At 35.5% G+C, this 23656-nt stretch carries 24 protein-coding genes and 2 other annotated features; of the genes, 1 reads left to right on the top strand and 23 read right to left on the bottom strand.

Annotated features, from left to right (window positions below):
- Positions 1–273: 273 nt before the first annotated feature.
- The 4 genes from SM124_RS11905 to SM124_RS11920 form a co-directional block, all read right to left on the bottom strand.
- Positions 274–846 (bottom strand): GDYXXLXY domain-containing protein, encoded by a 573-nt coding sequence (locus tag SM124_RS11905; protein ID WP_322446760.1) that lies wholly within the window; start codon positions 844–846, stop codon positions 274–276.
- A complete protein-coding gene (locus SM124_RS11910; protein WP_322446761.1) occupies positions 824–2101 on the bottom strand; it encodes a DUF2157 domain-containing protein in 1278 nt (425 codons plus the stop codon). The genes SM124_RS11905 and SM124_RS11910 overlap by 23 nt, the downstream gene beginning before the upstream one ends.
- A gap of 110 nt (positions 2102–2211) precedes the next feature.
- Positions 2212–3297, bottom strand: coding sequence for a M42 family metallopeptidase (locus SM124_RS11915; RefSeq protein ID WP_322446762.1), 1086 nt, complete (start codon positions 3295–3297; stop codon positions 2212–2214).
- A 71-nt stretch (positions 3298–3368) separates the two neighbouring features.
- Positions 3369–3860: a dUTP diphosphatase gene (locus tag SM124_RS11920; protein ID WP_322446763.1), complete on the bottom strand. Its 492-nt coding sequence runs from the start codon at positions 3858–3860 to the stop codon at positions 3369–3371.
- A gap of 209 nt (positions 3861–4069) precedes the next feature.
- Between SM124_RS11920 and SM124_RS11925 the strand changes: the two genes are divergently transcribed.
- Positions 4070–4477 (top strand): sigma-w pathway protein ysdB, encoded by a 408-nt coding sequence (locus SM124_RS11925; RefSeq protein WP_322446764.1) that lies wholly within the window; start codon positions 4070–4072, stop codon positions 4475–4477.
- A 46-nt stretch (positions 4478–4523) separates the two neighbouring features.
- Here SM124_RS11925 and SM124_RS11930 read toward each other — a convergent pair whose 3' ends face one another.
- From SM124_RS11930 to hflK, 19 genes are all read right to left on the bottom strand, one after another.
- Positions 4524–5096 (bottom strand): TVP38/TMEM64 family protein, encoded by a 573-nt coding sequence (locus SM124_RS11930; RefSeq protein WP_322446765.1) that lies wholly within the window; start codon positions 5094–5096, stop codon positions 4524–4526.
- 65 nt (positions 5097–5161) lie between these two features.
- On the bottom strand, positions 5162–5431 hold the full coding sequence (locus tag SM124_RS11935; RefSeq protein WP_322446766.1) for a DUF1294 domain-containing protein: 270 nt from the start codon (positions 5429–5431) through the stop codon (positions 5162–5164).
- Positions 5432–5507: 76 nt separating this feature from the next.
- A complete protein-coding gene (rplT, locus tag SM124_RS11940; RefSeq protein WP_322446767.1) occupies positions 5508–5867 on the bottom strand; it encodes a 50S ribosomal protein L20 in 360 nt (119 codons plus the stop codon).
- A gap of 26 nt (positions 5868–5893) precedes the next feature.
- The gene (gene rpmI / locus SM124_RS11945) at positions 5894–6094 is read right to left on the bottom strand and encodes a 50S ribosomal protein L35 (RefSeq protein ID WP_322446768.1); all 201 of its coding nucleotides are present in this window, start codon (positions 6092–6094) and stop codon (positions 5894–5896) included.
- Positions 6095–6111: 17 nt separating this feature from the next.
- The gene (gene infC / locus SM124_RS11950; protein WP_322446769.1) at positions 6112–6615 is read right to left on the bottom strand and encodes a translation initiation factor IF-3; all 504 of its coding nucleotides are present in this window, start codon (positions 6613–6615) and stop codon (positions 6112–6114) included.
- Between the two features lie 152 nt (positions 6616–6767).
- Positions 6768–6903, bottom strand: a sequence feature (ribosomal protein L20 leader region).
- 226 nt (positions 6904–7129) lie between these two features.
- Complete coding sequence (gene thrS, locus SM124_RS11955) at positions 7130–9064, bottom strand: threonine--tRNA ligase (protein WP_322446770.1); 1935 nt, start codon at positions 9062–9064, stop codon at positions 7130–7132.
- 52 nt (positions 9065–9116) lie between these two features.
- Positions 9117–9367: a binding site (T-box leader), on the bottom strand.
- Positions 9368–9494: 127 nt separating this feature from the next.
- Complete coding sequence (locus SM124_RS11960; RefSeq protein WP_322446771.1) at positions 9495–10361, bottom strand: putative sporulation protein YtxC; 867 nt, start codon at positions 10359–10361, stop codon at positions 9495–9497.
- Between the two features lie 246 nt (positions 10362–10607).
- On the bottom strand, positions 10608–11546 hold the full coding sequence (gene dnaI, locus SM124_RS11965; RefSeq protein WP_322446772.1) for a primosomal protein DnaI: 939 nt from the start codon (positions 11544–11546) through the stop codon (positions 10608–10610).
- A 14-nt stretch (positions 11547–11560) separates the two neighbouring features.
- Positions 11561–12958: a replication initiation and membrane attachment family protein gene (locus SM124_RS11970; protein WP_322446930.1), complete on the bottom strand. Its 1398-nt coding sequence runs from the start codon at positions 12956–12958 to the stop codon at positions 11561–11563.
- Positions 12959–13060: 102 nt separating this feature from the next.
- Complete coding sequence (nrdR, locus tag SM124_RS11975) at positions 13061–13519, bottom strand: transcriptional regulator NrdR (protein WP_322446773.1); 459 nt, start codon at positions 13517–13519, stop codon at positions 13061–13063.
- Between the two features lie 96 nt (positions 13520–13615).
- Entirely contained in the window at positions 13616–14014 is a 399-nt protein-coding gene (locus SM124_RS11980) for a hypothetical protein (RefSeq protein ID WP_322446774.1), read from the bottom strand.
- Between the two features lie 142 nt (positions 14015–14156).
- Positions 14157–14537 (bottom strand): adenosylmethionine decarboxylase, encoded by a 381-nt coding sequence (gene speD, locus SM124_RS11985; RefSeq protein ID WP_322446775.1) that lies wholly within the window; start codon positions 14535–14537, stop codon positions 14157–14159.
- Positions 14538–14928: 391 nt separating this feature from the next.
- On the bottom strand, positions 14929–15960 hold the full coding sequence (locus SM124_RS11990) for a glyceraldehyde-3-phosphate dehydrogenase (RefSeq protein ID WP_322446776.1): 1032 nt from the start codon (positions 15958–15960) through the stop codon (positions 14929–14931).
- A 207-nt stretch (positions 15961–16167) separates the two neighbouring features.
- Positions 16168–16764 (bottom strand): dephospho-CoA kinase, encoded by a 597-nt coding sequence (gene coaE / locus SM124_RS11995; protein WP_322446777.1) that lies wholly within the window; start codon positions 16762–16764, stop codon positions 16168–16170.
- A gap of 175 nt (positions 16765–16939) precedes the next feature.
- Complete coding sequence (ytaF, locus tag SM124_RS12000; protein WP_322446778.1) at positions 16940–17578, bottom strand: sporulation membrane protein YtaF; 639 nt, start codon at positions 17576–17578, stop codon at positions 16940–16942.
- 110 nt (positions 17579–17688) lie between these two features.
- Positions 17689–18519 (bottom strand): DNA-formamidopyrimidine glycosylase, encoded by an 831-nt coding sequence (gene mutM / locus SM124_RS12005; RefSeq protein ID WP_322446779.1) that lies wholly within the window; start codon positions 18517–18519, stop codon positions 17689–17691.
- Between the two features lie 223 nt (positions 18520–18742).
- Positions 18743–21376: a DNA polymerase I gene (polA, locus tag SM124_RS12010; protein ID WP_322446780.1), complete on the bottom strand. Its 2634-nt coding sequence runs from the start codon at positions 21374–21376 to the stop codon at positions 18743–18745.
- 216 nt (positions 21377–21592) lie between these two features.
- Positions 21593–22531: a protease modulator HflC gene (gene hflC / locus SM124_RS12015; RefSeq protein ID WP_322446781.1), complete on the bottom strand. Its 939-nt coding sequence runs from the start codon at positions 22529–22531 to the stop codon at positions 21593–21595.
- A complete protein-coding gene (hflK, locus tag SM124_RS12020; RefSeq protein ID WP_322446782.1) occupies positions 22524–23489 on the bottom strand; it encodes an FtsH protease activity modulator HflK in 966 nt (321 codons plus the stop codon). Before hflK ends, hflC begins: the two co-directional genes overlap by 8 nt.
- Between the last annotated feature and the right edge of the window lie 167 nt (positions 23490–23656).

Raw genomic sequence — 23656 nt, forward strand, 5'->3', positions numbered from 1 at the left:
TATCCTTCATAATAACTAGCTCCTTCCGTAATGTAGCTCTGATTTGGTTTGTTTTATCAATAAACATTCTTACCAAATTAACCTACGAATTTACGAGTAAGGAGCTAGTTTCGTTCATGATAACTCGACGTTCCGTCTGTGGGGTCTCGACCTTTCCTCTACATCCCGCAGGAGTCAAGCGCCTTCCCCTCCAATCAACTCAGTGCTCTTTACTAATAAATAAAGGAAGTAGGGAAAAATCTATTTCCTCTACCTCCTTTATTTTAGGGGGACTTAATGCAGCCCATTTCCGTACTTTACACCCTTTATATTTGTCAAAAGAGCATATCCATTATATATCTTTACACTAACTAATACTTTTCCTTCACGCGCCTGTTCTTCAAGCTCAAGACCGGTCCCTTCTTCTACATAGAAACGATCTAAGCCGTAATGAATGTGAACAAACTTTCTTCCTTGATTTTCAATGTCCTCGTTTAAATAGTCTTCCATTTTTCCTTTTATGAAAATTCCCTCAGGACGATCTTTACTAACACGATCTACAGTATAGATTCCCCCGCTTCCCTCTTTTAACAAGACATAAACCGTAATTTGATTCTCATATGTGGAGTTATGAACCTCTTTCCTTAGTTCTTCATCTAGCAATGTCTCCTCCACCTGATCTATCTCCAAATCCAAAATTACATAATCTCCATAAAATAAATCTCGCGGATCGATAGGTATAGTAGCTAGTACTACTTCATCTCCAAAAGTAGTTGCTTGCAATGGTTTCATTAGCATGGAGCAAAGTACGGCCACAGGGATAAGGAGTGATAAGAAAAAAAGTTTATTTGGTGCTCTTCTGTTCATTCCGTCTCTCTCCTCTCCTTGTTTTTTCAAACCAAAAGCCCAGTCCAAGTAGGATTATTCCACCTATTAGAAAAGCAATAGATTTATTTAAAAATACTAATGAAACATCAATATAGAATCGAAAAATTAATACACTGACAATGACAACACCAATTAATTGCTGGCGATACACAAGGAATAGACCATAAATCATATACCCTATTCCAAACACGATCCACCACGGGAAAGTGAATGAATTTGGTGACATATCCATTCCTTCCATCCATAGGTCCCTAGCCGTTAAAATCAGGCCTGAAATAAAGGAAATAATGATTCCTAAGTTTTTCATTGTATGTTTGTATGATGGTAGTTGAACATGAGTGATGGTTATTCCTACTAGTAAAAAGATGACAAATAATACAGCCACTCTTTCAACCTCAAAATAGTAGAAAGTCATAGCTATCCATTGAAGGAACAATAAGCTATTAACAACAAAGATAGCATTAGATTTATTGAAGAATTTATGCCCTATAGCAAACAATAGAGGCAAAAGGATAGTGAACACCATTGGAAAATCATTTTGCTCTAATGGTTGGATGGCAAACTTCATTTGTATAAATTGATAAAGTAACACTAAATTTGCAACTAGGAGCAGCCTATACTTGTTGAATAGGAAATACCATACCGCAAACAACAATGGAAGAATGATTAGCATAAAGGTAGACGGATTTAGCTGATCCCCAACAAACATAAATTTTAACTCAATTACTAGATAGATTAATACGAAACTTAATCCATATAAAAATTTATCTTTTAAATAAATAGCTAATGGAAAAACGCCTATTGCCCAGGCCAAAAATGCATTTTCAAGCTTACCACCTAGATGAAACAGCTGCCCTATATAGAATATCTCTGCACCATAAACAAATACACTAATGTAATATAAGCTTTTAGATAGTATTGGTTTACGATACTCGGTGAGCCAAGCAACAAAATATCCTAATATTAAACTTAATAATAGAACGGAGAATTTCGTTAAATCACTTAAACCTGCCCAATTGCTAGCTACAAAACTTAATACTCCTAAACCAATTAACAAAGCCCCAATCATGGAAAGGACTTTTATAAAATTTAGTGGCTCTTTCTTTTGACTTGGTACTTCATAGAAAGATAATAAATGCTTCGCTTGTTGTGGAGCTAGTTCTCCTATGTCTTCAAGGTATTGAAATTCTTTTCTTAAAAGTTCATATTGAAAGATGGACACTACTCGTTTCATCGCAAAACCTCCTTACTAGTAGTATAGTCACTCACTCCCTATCGTCTACATTAATTTTGAATCAAAAAAGAACCCTAGAGCAATCTAGAGTCCTTTCACTATTCTATATCTTATTCAAATGTAATTTTATCTACTGTTTCACGGTCTAGACGTTTAATTACTTCAACAATTAGTTTAACAGCATTTTCATAGTCGTCACGGTGTAACATTGCTGCATGTGAGTGAATGTAACGTGTAGCAATGGTAATGGCTAATGATGGAACACCGTTATGTGAAATATGGATAGCTCCTGAGTCTGTTCCTCCACCAGGGATTGCATCAAATTGGTACGGGATATTGAGCTCATCAGCTGTGTCTGTTACTAAGTCACGAAGACCTTTATGTGACACCATGGAAGCATCATAAAGGATGATTTGAGGTCCTTTACCCATTTTACTTTGTGCTTCTTTTTCAGAGATTCCAGGAGTATCTCCAGCGATTCCAACGTCTACTCCGAAGCCGATATCGGGTTCAATAGCTTGAGCAGATGTACGAGCACCACGTAAACCTACCTCTTCTTGTACTGTTCCTACGCCATATACCACATTTGGATGTTCTGCATCCTTTAATTGTTTTAAAACATCAATAGCAATTGCACAACCAATACGATTATCCCAAGCTTTTGCTAATAGCATTTTTTCGTTATTCATAACCGTAAATTCGAAATAAGGAACGACCATATCACCAGGTTTTACTCCCCATTCCATAGCTTCATCACGGCTAGAAGCACCGATATCAATGAACATGTCTTTAATTTCAACTGGCTTTTTACGAGCTTCTGGAGGAAGGATGTGTGGCGGCTTAGAACCAATCACACCAGTTACATCTCCTTTTCTCGTTACGATTGTTACACGCTGTGCCAGCATAACTTGAGACCACCAGCCTCCAACAGTTTGGAAACGAATGAAGCCTTTGTCATCAATATTTGTAACCATGAAACCAACTTCATCTAAATGGCCAGCTACCATGATTTTTGGTCCGCCTTCTTTACCAACCTTTTTAGCAATCAAGCTGCCCAGACCATCCGTTGTTACTTCGTCTGCGAATGGAGTTATGTATTTTCTCATCACTTCACGAGGTTCGCGCTCGTTACCAGGAATACCTTTTGCATCTGTTAAATCTTTTAGCATTAATAATGTTTCATCTAATTTAGCCATTTATTTCGACTCCCTTAGTATGTAGTATCATTTACATTATACAGAGTTTTCTAAAAATGCACAAAAATTATTTAATATCCTTCTTGTTGTCTCTTATAATTTACTTCATTCTTTGATACATATGCTCTTTCAATGTCTCCATCTGTGAATCCTAATTGGTTCGCTAAAAGTAAATAACTCTCAAACACTAATTTATAATTTTCAATAGAACGATTTAATCGGAATGTGGTGATTAATTCATAGATTTTTAAAAATTGATCACTTAGTGAAGTTTCTGGAGATCGCTCTATATTAATCTCTTTTAGATGGTTATAACCACTTTCAATTCCTAATGATAAAATAAAATGAATACCATCTACAAATTCCTCTAATATAACATCTTTAGAGTTAGACTCCTTTAAACTCCAAAACTTAAAGCATCTCGTTTCGTTTGCTAATTCCCCGATTTCTACTAGAAGAGCCAAGACTTTTCTGTCAAATAAATCATCAGAAGTTAGATTGTGCTTTTCTTCAATATGATGATCTAAACTCTTTTGCATTTCAAACAAATTCTGTAATTTCATGTTTTTCACCCTTTGTTTCAAATTACAATAACATGTATAGGATAATACCATATATTATTCTCTTTTATTAAATTATTATATAAAATATAGTTTTCGTAATACGAAATATCTTTATTAAAGAAGTTTTAAAAAAATATAATTTAAATGAAACTTTTCTGTGCTTGATACGTAAATAGGTTAAAAATCATTTGTTGGAGGAGCTTTGCGATATGTGGCTATTACGCTTCCTTTTATTTGCTCTTATTATTTTCTTGATTTACACTGCCATAAAATTTGTGCTCAACCCAAAACGAAAGCTAGAGCTCGCTCATGAGCAAAAACGCTATTATTTCTTAGATGACAAAAATAATGTTCGTAAAAACTTTTTAATTACTTATAAAGGGGTATTATTTGAAGGGGAAAAATATTTAGGTACAACAGAAAATGCGTTTGAAGTAATCTCCATTTTTGTATGGCCCCATAAAGTATCGGCCTTACAGGGATTAGTTCGTGAAGATTTCCTGTTTATTGAGAGGAAGATATTAGAAGGCTACCCAAATGCTAAAATTGACTGGAAAAGTCCTATAAAAGAATTTATGAAAAAAGAACATCCATCAGAAACGCCTTTTCAAAAGTAAATTCTTAAAAAAAACGTTCGGAAAATTTTCCCGAACGTTTTTTCTTTTAAGCAGCCTGATTAAAAAACTCTTTCCATTTAATAACAGCCACTTTCTCTCGTAAAGCATAGACTAGAAAAGAAAGCGAGAATAATATAATCACAATCATCGTTGGTGTAAAACGACTGATGAACTCTCCAAAGACCGTATAAAAGAAAGCCAAAGGGATATTCGTGATAACAGAAGCCTTCATGTAATCTTTAAAGCCCTTGTAGCGCTCTAACAAACAAAAGCTAAGTAAATGATAATGCACAAACGGTATAAGCCGTAAGATAGCAATCTGACTCATGGTTAAATTACGGTACTCACCAAACCACTTCCTCTTAATAGTAGAAAGCTTCTTATGTGTGTTGGGCAATCTATGAATAAGTACATAAAATAATAGACTACTTAAAAATAACCCGATTATTGAATAAATAGTTCCAGCAAGCGTGCCAAAAAGTGCTCCTCCTGCTATGCAAATAACCACAACCGGAAAGAAAAGAAACTGCCTTAAAAAATGAATCAAAATAAATGCTATAGGTGCTAATATTCCACCCGATTTCACCATTATAAAAATCATTGCTAATTCATCTTCCATGATGTTTTCACCTTCTTCAGCTGAAAAACTAGTTGTTACTAAAGCTTATAGAAAACGAATGGATGTTATGACAATAAATCAGCTAACCATAGTATTACAATTATTTCTATTATAGTTAACGATGGCAATCCCCATTTAAATGAGGTATGTTTCGTTTTATGCCTAAAAGTGTTCATGCCAATCATGGCTCCAGCTGCTCCTCCAATAAAAGCAACCATCCAAATTGTTTTCTCCTGTATTCGATATTGTTGTTTCTTTGCTTTCTGCTTATCTGCAAACATTATATAGAATCCAATTAAATTAATGATTACTAGATAAAAAACTATGTATAACATAAACTTCACAACTCCTCTTTTGCACTTGAATTGAAAAAGCCACCCTCTAAGAGGATGGCTCTATTATATGTTAAAATTATTTGTTTAAGCTATTTTTAGCAACAGTTGCTAATTCAGCAAATGCTTTTTCGTCAGCGATTGCTAATTCAGCAAGCATTTTACGGTTAACTTCGATACCAGCAACGCTTAAACCGTGCATTAAACGGCTGTAAGAAAGACCGTTCATACGAGCAGCTGCATTGATACGAGTGATCCATAATTTACGGAAGTCGCGTTTCTTTTGACGACGATCGCGGAAAGCATACATTAATGATTTCATTACTTGTTGGTTAGCAACTTTGTATAATGTATGTTTTGAACCGTAATAACCTTTAGCTAATTTAATAATTTTTTTACGACGTTTGCGAGTAACTGTACCGCCTTTTACACGTGGCATTTAATTTCCCTCCTAATTTCCCAATATTACTTAAGATTTACTAATAAGTTACGGATACGTTTGTAATCGCCTGAAGAAACTAAAGTTCCTTTGCGAAGTTTACGTTTTTGTTTTGTAGATTTGTTAGCGAATAAGTGGCTTGTGTAAGCATGAGAACGTTTAAGTTTACCAGATCCTGTTCTCTTGAAACGCTTAGCAGCGCCACGGTGAGTTTTCATTTTTGGCATTTGGGATTCCTCCTCGTTTACTTATCGTTTTTAGGTGCTAATGTCATAAACATGCTTCTACCATCCATTTTTGGATGTGATTCCACTGTTGCTACTTCTTTACAAGCTTCAGCAAAGCGGACTAAAACACGTTGACCGATTTCTTTATGAGTAATGGCACGACCTTTGAATCGGATCGATGCTTTTACTTTATCGCCTTTTTCCAAGAATTTAATCGCATTACGTAACTTTGTGTTAAAGTCATGCTCATCAATTGTTGGGCTAAGACGAACTTCTTTAATGTTGATAATCTTTTGATTTTTACGTGCTTCTTTTTCTTTCTTCTGCTGTTCAAACTTAAACTTTCCATAGTCCATGATACGAGCTACAGGTGGCTTAGCATTTGGAGCAACAAGAACGACATCAAGATTAACACGAGCTGCAATTTCAAGTGCTTCGTTTTTAGATTTAATACCTAATTGCTCGCCATTTTGGTCAATAAGACGAACCTCGCGGGCACGAATACCCTCGTTTAACAACATGTCTTTGCTAATAGTTAGACACCTCCAAGGTTTTATACGAATACAACGTCTGGGTCAAGAAATTACGATTTTATAAAAGTAATTATTGCACCATATTTCTAGCTAAGATTATGACTCAAAGGTTGAATCGTACATTTGATAAACTTCATTAGATAAACAAAAAAGTGTGGATGCACAAAACACCCACACTTTACGAAAACAATAAAGTTTAACTAGAAACGTTCGTAAAACCTGCCAACTGCTTAACTGCGTCAATCAGGTGAGAAGCGGGTGCTTCTTCTTTTCCTCAAACTCGTATTCAATTTACCTAAGCAACTATATCACAAAAGATGACCTTGTGTCAACGAATCAATATTTACTGCAACGAAATGAATTGTAGCAAATATATTTAAGTATGACAAGTCTTTTTTGATATTTTGTTTATAAAACCATTTTTTACATGGTATTAGTTTGATTAATTTTATTCTCTCTACGTAAGAAAGAGAGGCTTTTACACCTCTCTTTTCTCACTAAATTATGAGCGTTTTACTTCCGCTTTAAGGCTTTCCATAAAGTCGCTAAATGGAAGTGTTTCTGACTTTTGTTCACCATATTTACGAACATTCACTGCGTTTTCAGAAACCTCATTATCACCAACAACTAGCATATATGGTACTTTTTGCATTTGCGCTTCACGGATTTTGTAACCAATTTTCTCATTACGATCGTCAAGTTCCACACGGAAACCTTCTGCTTGTAATTGTTCTTGTACTTGTTTTGCATACTCAAAATGAGCATCTGGAGAAACTGGAATCACTTGTACTTGAACAGGTGCTAACCAAGTTGGGAAAGCTCCTTTATACTCTTCAATTAGGAAGGCAACGAAGCGCTCCATTGTTGAAACAACTCCGCGGTGGATAACAACTGGACGATGCTGCTTTCCATCTTCCCCGATGTATGATAATTCAAATCTCTCTGGTAATAAGAAGTCTAATTGAACCGTTGATAAAGTCTCTTCCTTACCTAAAGCTGTTTTTACTTGAACATCTAGTTTAGGGCCGTAGAATGCCGCTTCCCCTTCTGCTTCAAAGTAATCTAATCCAAGCTCGTCCATTGCTTCTTTTAGCATGCTTTGTGCACGATCCCACATTTGATCATCTGCATAGTATTTCTCTGTATCTTGAGGATCACGATATGACAAACGGAATGAATAGTCATTTAAATTAAAGTCTTTATATACTTCTAACACTAATTGAACGACACGTTTTAACTCTTCCTTGATTTGATCTGGACGTACAAAGATATGAGCATCATTTAGAGTCATCCCACGAACACGTTGTAACCCTGATAAAGCACCAGACATTTCATAACGGTGCATTGTACCAAGTTCAGCTATACGGATTGGAAGCTGGCGGTAACTATGAATACCATTTTTGAAAATCATCATATGGTGAGGGCAGTTCATCGGGCGAAGAACTAGTTGCTCATTGTCCATATCCATTACAGGGAACATATTCTCTTGGTAATGATCCCAGTGACCTGAAGTTTTATAAAGTTCAACACTACCCATTACTGGAGTGTAAACGTGATCATAACCAAGGCGCTCTTCTTTATCCACGATATAACGCTCAATGATACGGCGAATCGTTGCACCTTTTGGCAGCCATAATGGTAAGCCTTGTCCAACTTTCATTGAATTCATGAATAAGTTAAGCTCTTTACCAATCTTACGGTGGTCACGTTCTTTCGCTTCTTCTAAAAGACGTAAATGCTCTTCTAAATCTTCCTTCTTGAAGAAAGCAGTTCCGTAAATACGTTGAAGCATTTTGTTGTCGCTATCTCCACGCCAGTAAGCACCAGCGATACTTAATAACTTAAATTCTTTTAGCTTTCCAGTAGATGGCACGTGAACTCCACGACATAAGTCAAAGAAATCACCTTGCTCGTAAATAGTTACCGTTTCACCTGCAGGAATAGCTTCAATTAACTCAAGCTTGTATTCGTCACCAACTTCTTTGTAAAGTTGAATTGCTTCTTCACGACTCACTTCTTTACGAACGATCTCGATATTTTCGTTGATGATTTTTTTCATTTCTTTTTCAATGGCCGTTAAATCTTCAGGCGTAATTGCTTCTTCTACATCAACATCATAGTAGAATCCACCTTCGATTACTGGACCTACACCAAGCTTAACGTTTTTATATAAACGTTTGATTGCTTGTGCTAGTAAGTGTGCAGAGCTGTGACGTAAAATTTCTAATGCATCTGCATGGTCCTGAGTAATAATTTCGATTGATCCATCCTCTTCAATTGGACGGCGAAGGTCAAATAATTGACCACTAACTTTACCAGCTAAGGCTTTCTTTTTTAGTCCAGGACTGATTGAACCTGCAACATCTTCCGTTGTCGTACCTTTTGGAAACTCCTTCACAGCTCCATCTGGAAACGATAATTTAACAACGTCTGACATAATTTTTTTCCTCCTTCGTTTAAAAAAGCAAAATAAAAAAACCCGTCCCTATGAAAGGGACGAGTTATCATTAACACGTGGTTCCACCCTAATTTTCACAATAATAAACACATGATTGTGACTTTAGAAAAAAAGGTAACGGTTTTTAGCCGTCAATCAATACTTAACCTCGTAGTTCCGAGTGCTGTTCCTGATTGAAGTTTAGAGGTGGTAAGCATTCATATCGTGTTAGGAAGTTTGCACCAATCCCTTCCCTCTCTGAAAACCGTACAAGAATACCCATGTCCTCATCAAGACATTTACATTAATCTAATTTTGCAATTGCTTGGCTCCATTTAAAAAGTATTTCCGAAATAAGAAATGATATGTAACGGGCCAATGCTATGTACGTTATTATAGTTTGTTAAAATGGGAAAATCAAGGGCATTCTCTACATTTTTTCTTCTGCTGTCATAGAAATCTTTCTCTTCATATCATAAAAGGAGGTTAACGGTTTGATAATCATCCGTTCCTCAAATATATTGCAAATGGTTCGAATAAGCGGTTGCTCACAATCATCTGTATATAAATAAATCGTTTCTGGTGAAATGGAAAGTAATGGTGCAATGGTTACAGAATCTATATAAACAGGATGATTTGAAATCAACTTACGATCAACCATCCTTACTAACTCTGCCCTTTTAATCTCATAAAACTGTGCATCATAAAAGGTTACTTCGTCATCCATCATGAGATGAAGTTGACTAATCTTCGCCTTTCTCCCATTCAAAAATTCTCTTAACATTTGAATAAACATCTGATATTCTTGTTCCATTTTGTATTCATCAATTGCTAATTCTACGTATTTACCTAAGGAATCTATAAATGGCCTCATCCGAAATCTAACGAAAGAATCAAATGAAAAAGAAACGTTTTCTTGGAACATTTGATCAATCGTCTCTTCCAGACGATGCACTTGATCGTCGTCCTCAATAAAAGAATGTAAATCAATTCTATTCCCATCAAGAATGGCTTGGACAATATCAATTATTTGTTGTTGTTCATCCTCATCTTCATAAAAGAATTGTTCTTTTAAAATGATTTGGAGCCACTCAACCTGTTTGATCTCCATTATAAAATGAGAGAAAGCCCTTTTCACTAAATCATTTAGTTCGATATTGTAACTAACTTTTACTATATGTTGATCTTCTAAAAGAAGAATATCATTTTTTCTAAAATGGAAGGTTTGCAACTTTTGCTGTAGATATTGATATAGTCTTTTAGCATCCTTCTTATTTTGGAAGATGATTTCAATCAACCAAATCCCCCCTCGAAAATTTAAACTCTGCAGATTTCTTATAAATTAAGGTCAGGATCTGCAGAACACTAGTCTCTGTTTTCATGTATATGGGGGACTTGGCCAAAATAGAAGCGAGAAAAGGAATGACTTGGTATTTTTCTCTTAATGAAGACCGCTAATTTCCACTCGGGCCACTTACTTTCCTAAGTAAATAAAAAAGCTGAACGAAAATATTTCGTCCAGCAATTTTATAGTAATGTTTTATTACCTTCTCCTATTCGGCCCGTCTACTAAAACAGGTGTGGATAGATATCGGATGCGCTCTAAAATACGGCGAGCCTTCATCTTTTCTTCTTCCCCTCTTTGACTATAGGTCAAATGGTGCTCTAGGCCGTCATAATCAAAATTTGAACTGAAGAAGGTTGGTAAGTTTTCTAGCATTCTAAACTGTAACAGTGGACCAAGTACTTCATCTCTTGTCCAACTTGTCATGGTTTCAGCACCAATATCATCTATCATTAGAACCGGTTCTCTTTTAATCATTTCTATCTTTTCATTTAGAGTGGAATCTCCAATTGAGTTCTTTAATTCCCTTAATAACTCAGGGAAGTAAACAATCATCGATGATACTTTCTTCTTGGCTAACTCATTGGCTATAGCCCCTAATAAATAGGATTTTCCAACACCAAATTTACCGTATAGGAATAATCCCTTTGGTGGATTTTCAGAGTCATAGTTTTCCACAAATTGTGTCGCTCGATCTACAGCATCAATGCGCCCAGCCATATCTCCATGCAAATCAATATCCGCAAAAGATGCCTTTAAAATATCCTTTGGAACGTAAAGGCTTTTAATTAAAAGTTCATTTTTCTTTCTTTCATCATGAATGACTTTACGAGGACAGCGATCATAATGAATATCAATAGCTCCTCTTGTAATCACTAACTCTGGATGATAGCCCTTCATAATGTTTACACAGCCTTCTAAGCTAGGACATCCTTGACACTCTTTGCTTTGATTAGAATACTCATATAACTTCGTAAGACTTTTATCAACCATCTCTTTCGTTACTTCATTCTTATGATCGAGTAAAAAACTCCTAACGTCAGGGTGCTTTAATGTATCTTCTCTCATTTTTTCATATCTTAGCTGAAAATTTGAACTAGAAGCTAGTTTCTTTAATGTTTCATTAATTTTTTCCACTTAAAGTCACCTCCTTAGCTTTTATATTTTTTTAGCCTTTCCTCAAGTGCACGTTTTTTCGCTTCATAGTCTTCTGTTTTTTCTGTTTCATTTGTAACATTTGGTTTGTTTTCTTGCTCATGGTCGAACCAATCAGGTAGAGCCTCTGTTCGAATAGGCTTTTTCTTCCCAGGAGTTTTGGCTGTTTTCCCTTCAGCCCAATCTAAGTATTGACGGTGCTCTTTCTTGGCAAGCTCCATTGCCTCTTTAACCGTCTTAATTTTCTTTCTAGCCCAGTGAGAAGCAATTTTCTCTACATAACCTTTTGTTAATTTCATATCTGTCTTAAGCAAAACATATTGAATCAACACATTAACAACACCTGGTAAAAGCTTCTGTTGAAACATAACATCCTCAATAATTTGTAGGTCAGATTTAGAAGCCTCTCCTCCACCTGAAATATCGATTAATAATTGTCGAGGAGAGGTTGTGTCTAGATAATGTATCAATTGTTCTTCTTGAGTTTTGGGCTCACGTGTTTTCGATTGATTCATTGGGGGTTGAATCTTATCGATAAGTAAAGGGAGCTGATCTTGATTCTCAAATTGAAACCAATCTCGAGCAGCTTTACGTAGGTCTTCTATATTTATTTTATCGTCTGCATCTAGGGAGCTTAAGACGAGATTTTTCATTTGGATAGGATCAATTCCATATAAAAAGGAAAGATTACTAATGGCTTCTCTAACTTTCTTTGTTAAAGAGTTTCGAGGCACTAGCGCTTCTGTTAAACCCGCTAATAGCAAGTCAAAGTCAAATCCTGTTTCATCCACTTGAATACTGGTAGAATGATTTCTCCCTACAAAAACTTGACCTTCTTCCTGCTGAATGTTCTCTGCATCCTCTGAAAATTGAAAAGTAGTTGGAGTGGCCGTTTCATATATATCCTGAAATGCTCTTGTTATGTTTTCATATCGTTCTTCAGCTTGAACCGCTTTATCACTAAAAAACCTTTTTAATTTTAAATATTGATTCTTGCCAATTTTACGATATAGATAAATGTTTAGCATTCCGTCTAAAAAAAATTGATCTGGAGTAAGCGGCGGTTGAAGTTCATAAATAAAAGACCTTGTCCCATCTTCTACTCGAACAAGCGTTTTTATAAGTCCAATTCCTTCAAGCTTTAATCTCGCCTGGTAAATGTCATTTAGATTTAATCCCATAATGTTCATTAACCCATGATGAGAGCTTGATTCAGACCATAGACGATTTTCCTCCACCTGTGCCCAAAGAGTGAAGTAAAGGCTTAAAGATGTTGGCCCGATAAGAGGTTGATATAAGAATGTTAATATTTTTCGATCATACTCATAAAGTAGACCGTTAGAGGAAGCGACATATCGGTCAATAGGTAGCATCTCCTGCCAATGCTGCACCATAAAATTATTCAAACCTTTCACTATTTAATAAACCTGTTCATTGCGAAAAACAACCATGATAAAAAAGAGCCAAAGCACCCCTTTAGCTCATAAAAACTACTTTTACTGTTCTTTTTTAATTAATTCTTTAAGCTCTTCTATAAATACATTAATATCTTTGAACTGTCGGTAAACAGACGCAAAACGAACATAAGCCACTTCATCAATCTTTGCCAGTCGATCCATCACCATTTCTCCGACTAATTCACTTTTAATTTCTGAAACCCCTAGATTACGTAATTCCTTTTCAACTTCTGAGGCAATTCCTTCAAGTTCCTTTAATGCAACGGGTCTCTTTTCACAAGCTTTAATAAGTCCACGCAACATTTTTTCACGACTAAACTCCTCGCGTGTTCCCTCTTTCTTTACAACAATTAAAGGGATTTCCTCCACTTTCTCAAATGTAGTAAAGCGGAAGGAACATTTTTCACACTCTCTCCTGCGACGTATGGATCTGCCTTCATCAACAGGACGAGAATCAAGAACACGGGTATTGTTATTTTGGCACGTTGGGCATTTCATACAATCAGCTCCGTATCTCACTTCTAATGGTTCCGTAATTTCTTCATACTAATATCTTATAAAAAAGAAGATGTTAGTACAAGTAGTAGGAATGAATTATACATTCTTCCCTGAGCCGATGTATGTAGATTTTTGATCTAATTTCTGATAAAAGCGTAAAATTTCTTCTTTCAGTTGTCCGTATACACCTGTTAAGGAACCTGATTCTGTTGATGCATTAATATCCACAGCCGTTTGATAGGGCTTTACGGTGATGATGGTAATAATCATAAAAATCTTCCGCCCACGGTTCACTTCAATGGCTAGCTCTCCATGTTCTTTTGCGGAGTTAACAACTTTTGCCTGCTTATCATTATTGAAGATTTCCTCAACAGTAGTAAAAAGTTGATTTAAGTTACCCTTATAATACCTAGTTTGAAGGGATTCATCTTTATGATTGTCTGATGTTTCACATTGCTTTTCAAATCTTTTTAACAATCCACCAAAAAGTGTCATTTTATCATCCTTTGCCGCATTTTTGTAGTATAACGTACAAACAGTCTATGTATATTTACTATTTTACACCGAATCTAGATAAAAATAAAAAGAGGTGTAATAAATACACCTCTCGGATTTGTAAAGTTAATTTTAATTAAAATTATAATGCTTTCGCTTGAGCTGCTTTAACTTGAACAGGACCCATTCCGCGTGGAATTTCGATATTCTCACGAGTCTGTGCTCCTAATGCTTCTGCAATGTAATCTGCAGCAATATTAGGATCCATGTCTCCGCACGTATATACATCAATACTAGCATAACCATGCTCTGGGAAGCTGTGAATTGTTAAGTGAGACTCAGAGATAATAACCACTCCACTTACACCTTGTGGCGCAAATTTGTGGAACGCAACCTCGCGAATTTCTGCACCAGATTTTAATGCAGCATCAGCAAAGATTTGTTCAATTTGCTCTAAATCATTTAACTTCTCAAAATCGCAACCCCATAATTCTGAAATAACGTGACGACCCATAGTTTCCATATTCAAATTTCCCCCTTTAAACTATTTTCCTACTAATACTGAATTTCCCTATTTTTCTGGAATATAACTACCACGGGGGAAAGTTAGTCCAAAGAGGTCCTAACCCTTTAAGTAGCCATGCTTACCAAATTTCGAGAAGTTCACGAGGAATAGTATACTTCCTTTATATTTTTTTTGCAACCATCATTTGTACATTTTTATTTAAAAATTTATTAAAATGGCAAGCACTTTTTTGTTATTTTTATTATAAATTAGTAGAATAGTTGAGCTATAAAGAGGATTAAGCAGATAGTGTTTTTCAAAATAATATTTGATTTTTTCTTAAAAAGACCTGAAGAACGCAAACAAGCTTACCGATATTTACCGGTAAGCTTGTTTACTAAACATGTATTTATCGTACTTCAACAGAAGATGATTTTTTTAATTCTTGTGCAACGTATTTAGTAAGGTCTACCACTCGGCAAGAGTAGCCCCACTCGTTATCATACCAAGCTAATACTTTAACTTTATTAGCTCCGATTACCATAGTAGATAGACCATCAATGATAGCCGAATGTGGATTTGTGTTGAAGTCTACAGATACTAATGGCTCATCTGTAATATCAAGGACACCGTTTAGAGATCCTTCCGCTGCTGTTTCAAATGCATGGTTTACTTCATCAATCGTTACTTCACGCTTTAAGTCAACAACTAAGTCTACAAGAGAAACGTTTGAAGTTGGAACACGTAAAGCCATTCCATGTAATTTCCCTTTTGTTTCTGGTAAGACTAAAGATAAAGCTTTTGCAGCACCAGTTGTTGTTGGGATAATTGATTGTGCACATGCACGAGCACGACGTAAATCTTTATGTGGATTGTCAATATTCTTTTGATCATTTGTATAAGCATGAACGGTAGTCATTAAGCCGTTAATTATACCGAATTGCTCATCAAGTACCTTAACTACAGGTGCTAAACAGTTTGTAGTACATGAAGCATTTGAAATAATACTATGCTCATCAATATTTAATGCGCTTTCATTTACTCCCATAACGATCGTTACATCTTCATTTTTACCAGGTGCTGTTAAAATAACCTTCTTCGCACCAGCTTCTAGATGTAGACTAGCTTTATCTTTTGAATTAAATTTTCCTGTTGCTTCTATAACAATATCAATCTCTAATTCTTTCCATGGTAGTTCTTGAGGGTTACGGTTACTTAATAACTGAACTCTTTTACCATTAACGATTAGAGCATCATCCTCAGCAATAACTTCCCCTACGAATTTCCCGTGATTTGTGTCATACTTTATTAAATGTGCTAACGTTTCTGATGGATAGCTAGCATTTATAGCAACTACTTCTAATTGATCTTCAAGAATAGCCTTTCTAAATACCATTCTTCCAATTCTTCCAAACCCATTAATCGCAATTTTAGCCTTCATTTTACGGCTCCCTCCGCATAAATGTTATACTTTTGTTGCTCGTATTTACAATTAGTATAACATAATAGGACTGATTTGTGATGACTAAAATGCGGATTTTTTAATAATTAACAATTCAGAAATGTTAGAATATGAATTGCTGCTCACTTCGTAAATTTTGACTCATAGTTAGACAGCAATTATCTTCATCATATGTGCACATTCAACTTAGTTATTCCATTTAGAAAGAATATGGTTAAGTTGGTCCTCACTTTGCTGTATCGTTCCGTTATTGTCTATAACCGCATCAGCAAGTTGGAGTTTATCCTTTAGAGGCATTTGTGAAAGAACACGAGCAGTTGCCTCATCCTCGGTCAATTGATTACGGTTCATCAATCGTTGTAACTGTACTTCTTCACTAACATATACGAGCAAAACCTTGTCCACCATATAAGTTAATTTACTTTCAAACAAAAGTGGTATATCCAATACGATTATGTTTGAACCTTTCTCAATTTCCCTTTCTTTCTTCTCAGTCATATGTTTCCTGACAGCAGGATGAACAATACTGTTTAGCTTTAAGCGTTTTTCTTCGTTATTAAAAATAATAGCACCTAATTTTGCACGATCAATCGTATGATCCTCATTTAAAATTTCCCTACCAAAATAAGAAACAATTTCCTCATAAGCTGGTTCACCAATCTCAACAGCAAGTCTTGCTTCTACATCCGCATCTATAACAGGGATTCCTTTTTCTTTAAGCATGTTTGAAATTGTACTTTTTCCACTAGCAATTCCACCCGTTAGACCAATAATTAAACTCATTTTATAATCTCCTTAAAGTGAAAATCATCAGTGAGCATTTCCTCACTGATGTATAAATGTCTTACCAACACCCAGAATGTTAGAAAATGAAACATACTTAGATTTGTATACTATATTTATTTTAATTTATTTTCGGTTCTATTCGCAAAAAATGTTTATAGTTCACATAACCATCTTATATTTTCCATATCCCTAAAATAATGAGTAAAACACCTGGAATAAAAGAAAAATTTTGCATCCAGCTAATTTTAGATAACTTTACTCCCATTCTCATGCCTAGAAACACAAATAAAGAACTCATAAATGCCACTGTCACAGCTAATGATAAAGGGGAAAAACCAAGCATAGCAGCACCAATACCTGCACCAAAGGCATCTAAGGATAAAGCAAACCCTAGCATAAATGCTTCAATTCCTGTTATAGTTCCTGATTTATCAAAATCAGCAGACATGGGCTTTTTCAAAATATTCACTACTAGTCCGAGAGATTTGATTTCAAAGTTCACAATTGTTTTCTCATGTGGAAGTGCGTCATCTTTCAATTTTTCCGGGCGAAAAAACTGAAATAACACCCATCCTCCAATTAACACTAAAACAATTCCCCCGACACTTTCTGCCAAATCTGGAGAAATAAATTTTTCAATGATATGCCCTATACCCATTGCTATCATTAATGTTACTGCTGAACAGCAGGCAATAACCAAGATTGATTTAAAAGGAATTCTCATTTTCCTCAGACCGTAAGTGAACCCTACACTAAAACTGTCAAGACTAACAGCTAAAGCAAGTAGTAGAAGTGAGACTGTATAAACCATTGGATAGAGCTCCTTCCTATCAAAAAGCTAAGATAGTATATGGAAAATGCCTATCCGATGTTAATCATTTGTTGGTAGAAAAAAATCTCAGGAATTCCCTGAGATTTTCTTTATTTAACCTTTTGACACTTCGGGCAAAAGACGGTCCCTCTTCCACCCACGACAATTTTTTCTAATGGACTTGCACAAACTTTACAAGGCTCTCCCTTTCGGCCATACACGTATAGCTCTAATTGGAACATCCCAATTTGCCCTTGAGAGTTGACATAAGAACGAATCGTACTACCACCCTTTTCGACTGCTTCTGATAAGGTTTTAACAATTTCTTCGTGTAATTTCTTGATTTCCTTCTTATTTAAAGAATTAGCTTTTCGTTCAGGGTGGATGCCAGAACGAAATAATGCTTCATCTACATATATATTCCCTAGGCCAACAACAAGCTTTTGGTCAAGTAAAGCTGTTTTGATCGATCGATTGGTTTTTTCTAATTGCTCAGAAAGCTGACTTATAGAGAATTCTTCTGTAAATGGCTCAGGGCCTAATTGAGACAAAGGTAAAACAGTAAATTCTTGACCCTTTTCAAACAAGTGCATCGTACCAAATTTTCTTACATCTTTGTAGCGGAGCTCTGTTCCATCTTCAAAATGAAAGATAACATGGGTATGGAGATCGACTGTTTCATCGCTCTGAAAAAGCCCATATTTACCTTCCATTCTTAAATGAGATACTAAAGCAAACTTTTCTGTGTAGATGATGAGGAATTTCCCTCGTCTTCCTATTTCTTGGATACTTTGGCCAACAAGGCCGTCTTTAAATTGCTCAACCTCTTCTGGTTTTTTCACCATTTTCGGCCAGAAGACAGAAACTGATTTAATTTTTTTGTCTAATACTAATGCTTCTAATGTTCTTCTGACGGTTTCCACTTCTGGTAGTTCAGGCACGTCCATACCTCCGAAAAACTTTTGATCTATAATGATGCCCGTTGATTTCCGCTTCAGGCACTTGCTTTCCGCAAGGAGTGACGGGAGCCTCCTCGGCGTGTCGCCTGTGGGGTCTCCCATCCCCTCTATTCTTGCAGGAGTCAAGTGCCTTCCGCTCCAATCAACTCAGATAGGTAATTATGACAGATATATCACGCAAAGTTTCAACAACCCATATTCTATACTATTTCGCATCAAACCACGTTGGTCCATAAGAGAAGTCCACTTTAAGTGGAACTTTTAGTTCGACTGCGTGTTCCATTACATCTGGGACAATTTCTTTTAGCTTTTCGATTTCTTCTTTTGGAGCTTCGAAAATCAGCTCATCGTGTACTTGAAGGAGTAATCTTGTTTTTAGTCCTTCTTTTTCTAGGCGATGGGCCATGTCTATCATAGCCTTTTTAATGATGTCTGCCGCACTACCTTGGATTGGGGTATTCATGGCTGTACGTTCAGCAAAGCTTCTTAAGTTAAAGTTTCTACTCGTAATCTCAGGTAGATATCTCCTTCTCTGAAGTAGGGTTGATACGTAACCTTTTTGCTTCGCATCGTGAACAATATCTTCCATATAATCTTTTACACCAGGGTAGCTGTCTAGATATTTCTCAATAAATTTACCTGCTTCTTTTCTATTTATATTTAAACTTTGAGATAAACCATAGTCACTGATTCCATATACAATTCCAAAGTTAACTGCTTTTGCATGACGACGCATATTAGAAGTCACTTCATCCGCTTGAACATTAAATACTTCCATAGCTGTTTTCGTATGAATATCTAAGTCTTCTTTAAAAGCACTTATAAGCTTTTCGTCTCCAGCAATATGAGCAAGGACTCTTAACTCGATTTGTGAGTAGTCAGCTGCAAAAATGACCCAGTCTTCCTCTGAAGGAATGAAAGCTTGACGTATTTTTCTCCCTTCCTCTAAACGAATTGGGATGTTTTGTAAGTTAGGGTCGGTTGAGCTTAATCTTCCGGTTTGAGTCAATGCCTGGTTGTAACGGGTATGAACTTTATCATTTTTAGGATTAACTACTTTCAATAACCCTTCAATATAGGTTGATTGTAATTTTCCTAGTTGTCTAAAATGAAGAATTTCTCGAATAATTTCGTGGTCTTCTTCAAGCTTTTCTAATACATCTGCTGAAGTAGAATAACCCGTTTTTGTCTTTTTAATAGCAGGGAGTTGTAGCTTTTCAAAAAGAATGACTCCAAGTTGTTTTGGAGAATTAATATTAAACTTTTCTCCCGCTAATTCATAAATGCGACCTTCAATAGCCTTTAGTTTTTCACTAATATCTTCACCCATGGAACGTAAGCGTTCTAAGTCCATTTTTATACCCGTTGATTCCATATCGGCTAAAATTAAGGATAAAGGCATTTCTAACTCATGGAATAGTTCATATTGTTGGTTTTCTTTAAGCTCACTTACTAGCTTCTCTTGAAGTTCAAACAAAGCTAATGCCTTTCTAGCAAGATGCTCTGACAAGGTTTCTTCTCCTGGAACCTTTCTTTTTGCACCTTTTCCGTAAAATGCTTCATCCGATTGTACACTCATAAATCCGTGGCGTTTAGCTACAGATGAAAAATCATCAATGGATTCAGAAGGGTTAATAATATACGATGCTAAAAGTAAGTCAAACTCAATCCCCTTTAAATGAATATCATGATGTCTTAAAGATACTTCTGTTCGTTTCGTGTCATAAACAATTTTCTTTTTTGACTCATCTTCCGCCCATTGTTTGAACACGTCCGATTTGATGGCTAGTTCTGTTGGAATAAAGAACTTTTCATTTTCATTCACGACTGCTAGTCCCACAATGGGAGCATAGTGATAATTATCCTCTAAGATTTCTACATAAAGTGCATTTTCATCTGTAAAAAGATCAGCTGTTATTTCAGAAATCATTTTAAATTCAATTTCTTCTAATGTTTCATTTTCTTCTACTACTTCATTTCCACCAATTTTATCTAAAAGAGAATTAAAGCCTAATTCTTTGAATAATCCTATAAGCTTTTCTGGTTCATAGCTTTCATACTCTAATTGATCAAGTTCTACAGCTACAGGTGCTTCTCTTGTGATAGTAGCTAGTTCTTTACTCATAATTGCTTGATCTTTAAATTCTTCCAGCTTTTCCTTTAACTTTTTCCCGCTCACTTTATCAGTCGATTCAAGTAACTTCTCTAATGTTTCAAACTCTTTTAACAGCTTAATAGCGGTCTTCTCTCCTACACCTGGTACTCCTGGTATATTGTCTGAACTATCTCCCATTAACCCCTTCATATCAATAATTTGATCTGGTGTTAGTCCGTATTTCTCTTTTATGTGTTCTGGAGTATATTCTTCAATTTCGGTAATACCTTTTCTAGTGATGCTAACCGTTGTTTTATCAGAACTTAACTGTGTTAAGTCTTTATCTCCTGAAATAACTTTAACTTCATATCCGTCCTTCTCTGCCTGTAAAGAAAGGGTACCAATAATATCATCGGCTTCATAATTTTCCAATTCATATTGAGCGATTCCATAAGCTTTTAAAAGTTCACGAACATAAGGGAATTGCTCTGACAGCTCAGGTGGAGTCTTTTGTCTACCACCCTTATATTCTGTAAATGTTTTATGACGGAACGTTGTTTTTCCAGCATCAAAAGCTACCATGATATGTGTTGGTTTTTCGTCCTCAAGGATCCTCATTAACATCATCGTAAATCCATAAACCGCATTAGTATGTATACCTTTGTCATTATTCAAAAGCGGCAAAGCAAAAAACGCTCTATACGCAATACTATTTCCATCTATAAGAACCAATTTTTTCTGCAAAAATATTCCCCCTTAAAGAGTCATTTAAACCATATTTAGTTTTCAACAATCGATTAAAATAAATTAAAAAAACCGTTATACCCCTTATATTCTATCATGAGAATATTAAGAAAGGAAAATAACGGTCTTTATTATTGGGTTTTAGTAATTATGGTTGTTATTGGGTTTTAGTAATTATGGTTGTTATTGGAAAAAGTTAGAATAGAGTCTCTACGATTAGTTCGTATATCCCATTAAAAGCCTTGCATATGGTGAGTCTGATGGAAGAACAATGACCGTTTCTTCATTTATTGTTTTCTTATAAGATTCTAATGTTCGGAACATGGAGTAGAACTCAGGATCCTTCGAGAATGCTTTGTTATAGATTTTTGCTGCTTCTGCTTCCCCTTCAGCTCTGATTACTTCAGCGTCCGCTTGAGCTTTTGCTAACATTTCGTTTACTTCACGGTCTGTTTCAGCAATGATTGTATTCTTATCAGCGTCTCCTTTTGACAAATACTCCTGTGCCTTGGATTCACGCTCAGATATCATTCTCGTAAATACAGATTGTTCATTTTCAGTTGGTAAATCTGTACGTTTCATACGAACATCTGTTACTACGATCCCGTAATTATCTTTCGTTAATAACTCGTTAACTTTTACTGTCACACGATCATTTAAGGAACCTCTTGAAGACTTTTCATCATTAATAATTTCGTCATAGTCTAGCTGACCAAGCTCTGAACGAACAACTGAGTAAATAAATTCCTCCATACGTGTTTCAGCATTTACTAATGTTCTAGCATTTGTAATCATTTTCTTTGGATCTTCAATTCGCCAAACTGCATAGTTATCAATTAACATACGTTTCTTATCTTTTGTATTAATCTCTGCTTCTGATACATCATAAGTCATTTGATACTTTGGAAGAGTAGATACACTTTGGATGAAAGGAATCTTATAACTAAGTCCAGGAGTACTTTCAATACGAACAACCTCTCCAAACTGCCTAACAACTTTATATTCACCCTCTTTTACAATAAAGAGGTTTGAGAAAATAATTCCAATAATGATTAATAGGATAATAAAGAAAAGTCCTATTTTCGTATAACTACGCCAGTTAAATTGTGGTGCTCTTTCATTAATATCAACTACATTTCCGTTTCCATTACTCATTATTGTCACTTCCTTCCCCTTGTGTCTTAGGCTTTTCCTTTTCAAGTGGACGGATTGGGAAATATTTCATCGTATTACCATCATCATTCATAATGTAAATTTCTGAGCCAGGTAAAACACGTTCTAACGTTTCTAAAACAAGACGTTGTCTAGTGATATCAGGATTGTTTTTGTATTCATTATAAAGCTTATTAAATACGGCAACGTCACCACGAGCGATCTCAATTCTCGCTGCTTTATCTCCTTGAGCTTTGGAAATTAACGCTTTCTTTTCCCCTTCTGCTTCATTCGTGCGCTTGTTTCGGTATTTATTCGCTTCATTAATTTTTGTATTCATCGTTTCCCTTGCATCCGTTACATCTGTGAACGCTTTACGAACTTCTTTGTTTGGAAGTTCAACATCTTGTAATTTTACAGCAAGTATAGATATACCTATATCGTACTTATCAATAAGTGAGGAAAGTAAGTCTCTTACCTCTGCCTCAATCTCAGCCTTACCACTCGTTAATGCGTCATCAATTTTTGTGCTTCCAATAATACTTCTTAAAGAAGCTGAAGTTGTACTATATAAAATTTCCTTTGGATTGTCTGCATTATATAAATATTTAGCAGGTTCAGTAATTTTCCATTGAACAACAAGGTCTGCTAAAACAATATTCTCATCACCTGTAATCATTTTTGTGTCTGCATGAAATTCTTTTAACTCGCCATCTTTTTCTTCGAATCCAAATTGTAGACTGAATGTCTCTTTTGAAAGCTTTTCTACTCCTTGAATAGGCCAAGGTAGTTTAAAATGAAGTCCTGGTTCATTTATCGTTTCTTCAGCCTTACCAAATGTTAAAATAACCGCTTGTTCTGATTCATCAACTGTGTACCACGTTGTAAAAGCAACAATACTTAAAATAATAATAAGAAGTACAAGACCAACAATTGTATATATTCTTTTTAAGCTGACCAACCGGTTTCCCTCCTTAAAATGTTTATAACACTTATACGAAACATTAGGCTAAAGGTTTCAAAAACATTTTAACTTGATTTATTATCAGAAAGGAAAAAGGTGAGAGCGGGGTCTGCTCTCACCTTTTTCAGGTTCCTTGGATGAAGGGGTCTTCGTTAATAATCTTA

This window comes from Robertmurraya mangrovi (genome assembly GCF_034427655.1).
Lineage (GTDB): Bacteria > Bacillota > Bacilli > Bacillales > Cytobacillaceae > Robertmurraya_A > Robertmurraya_A mangrovi.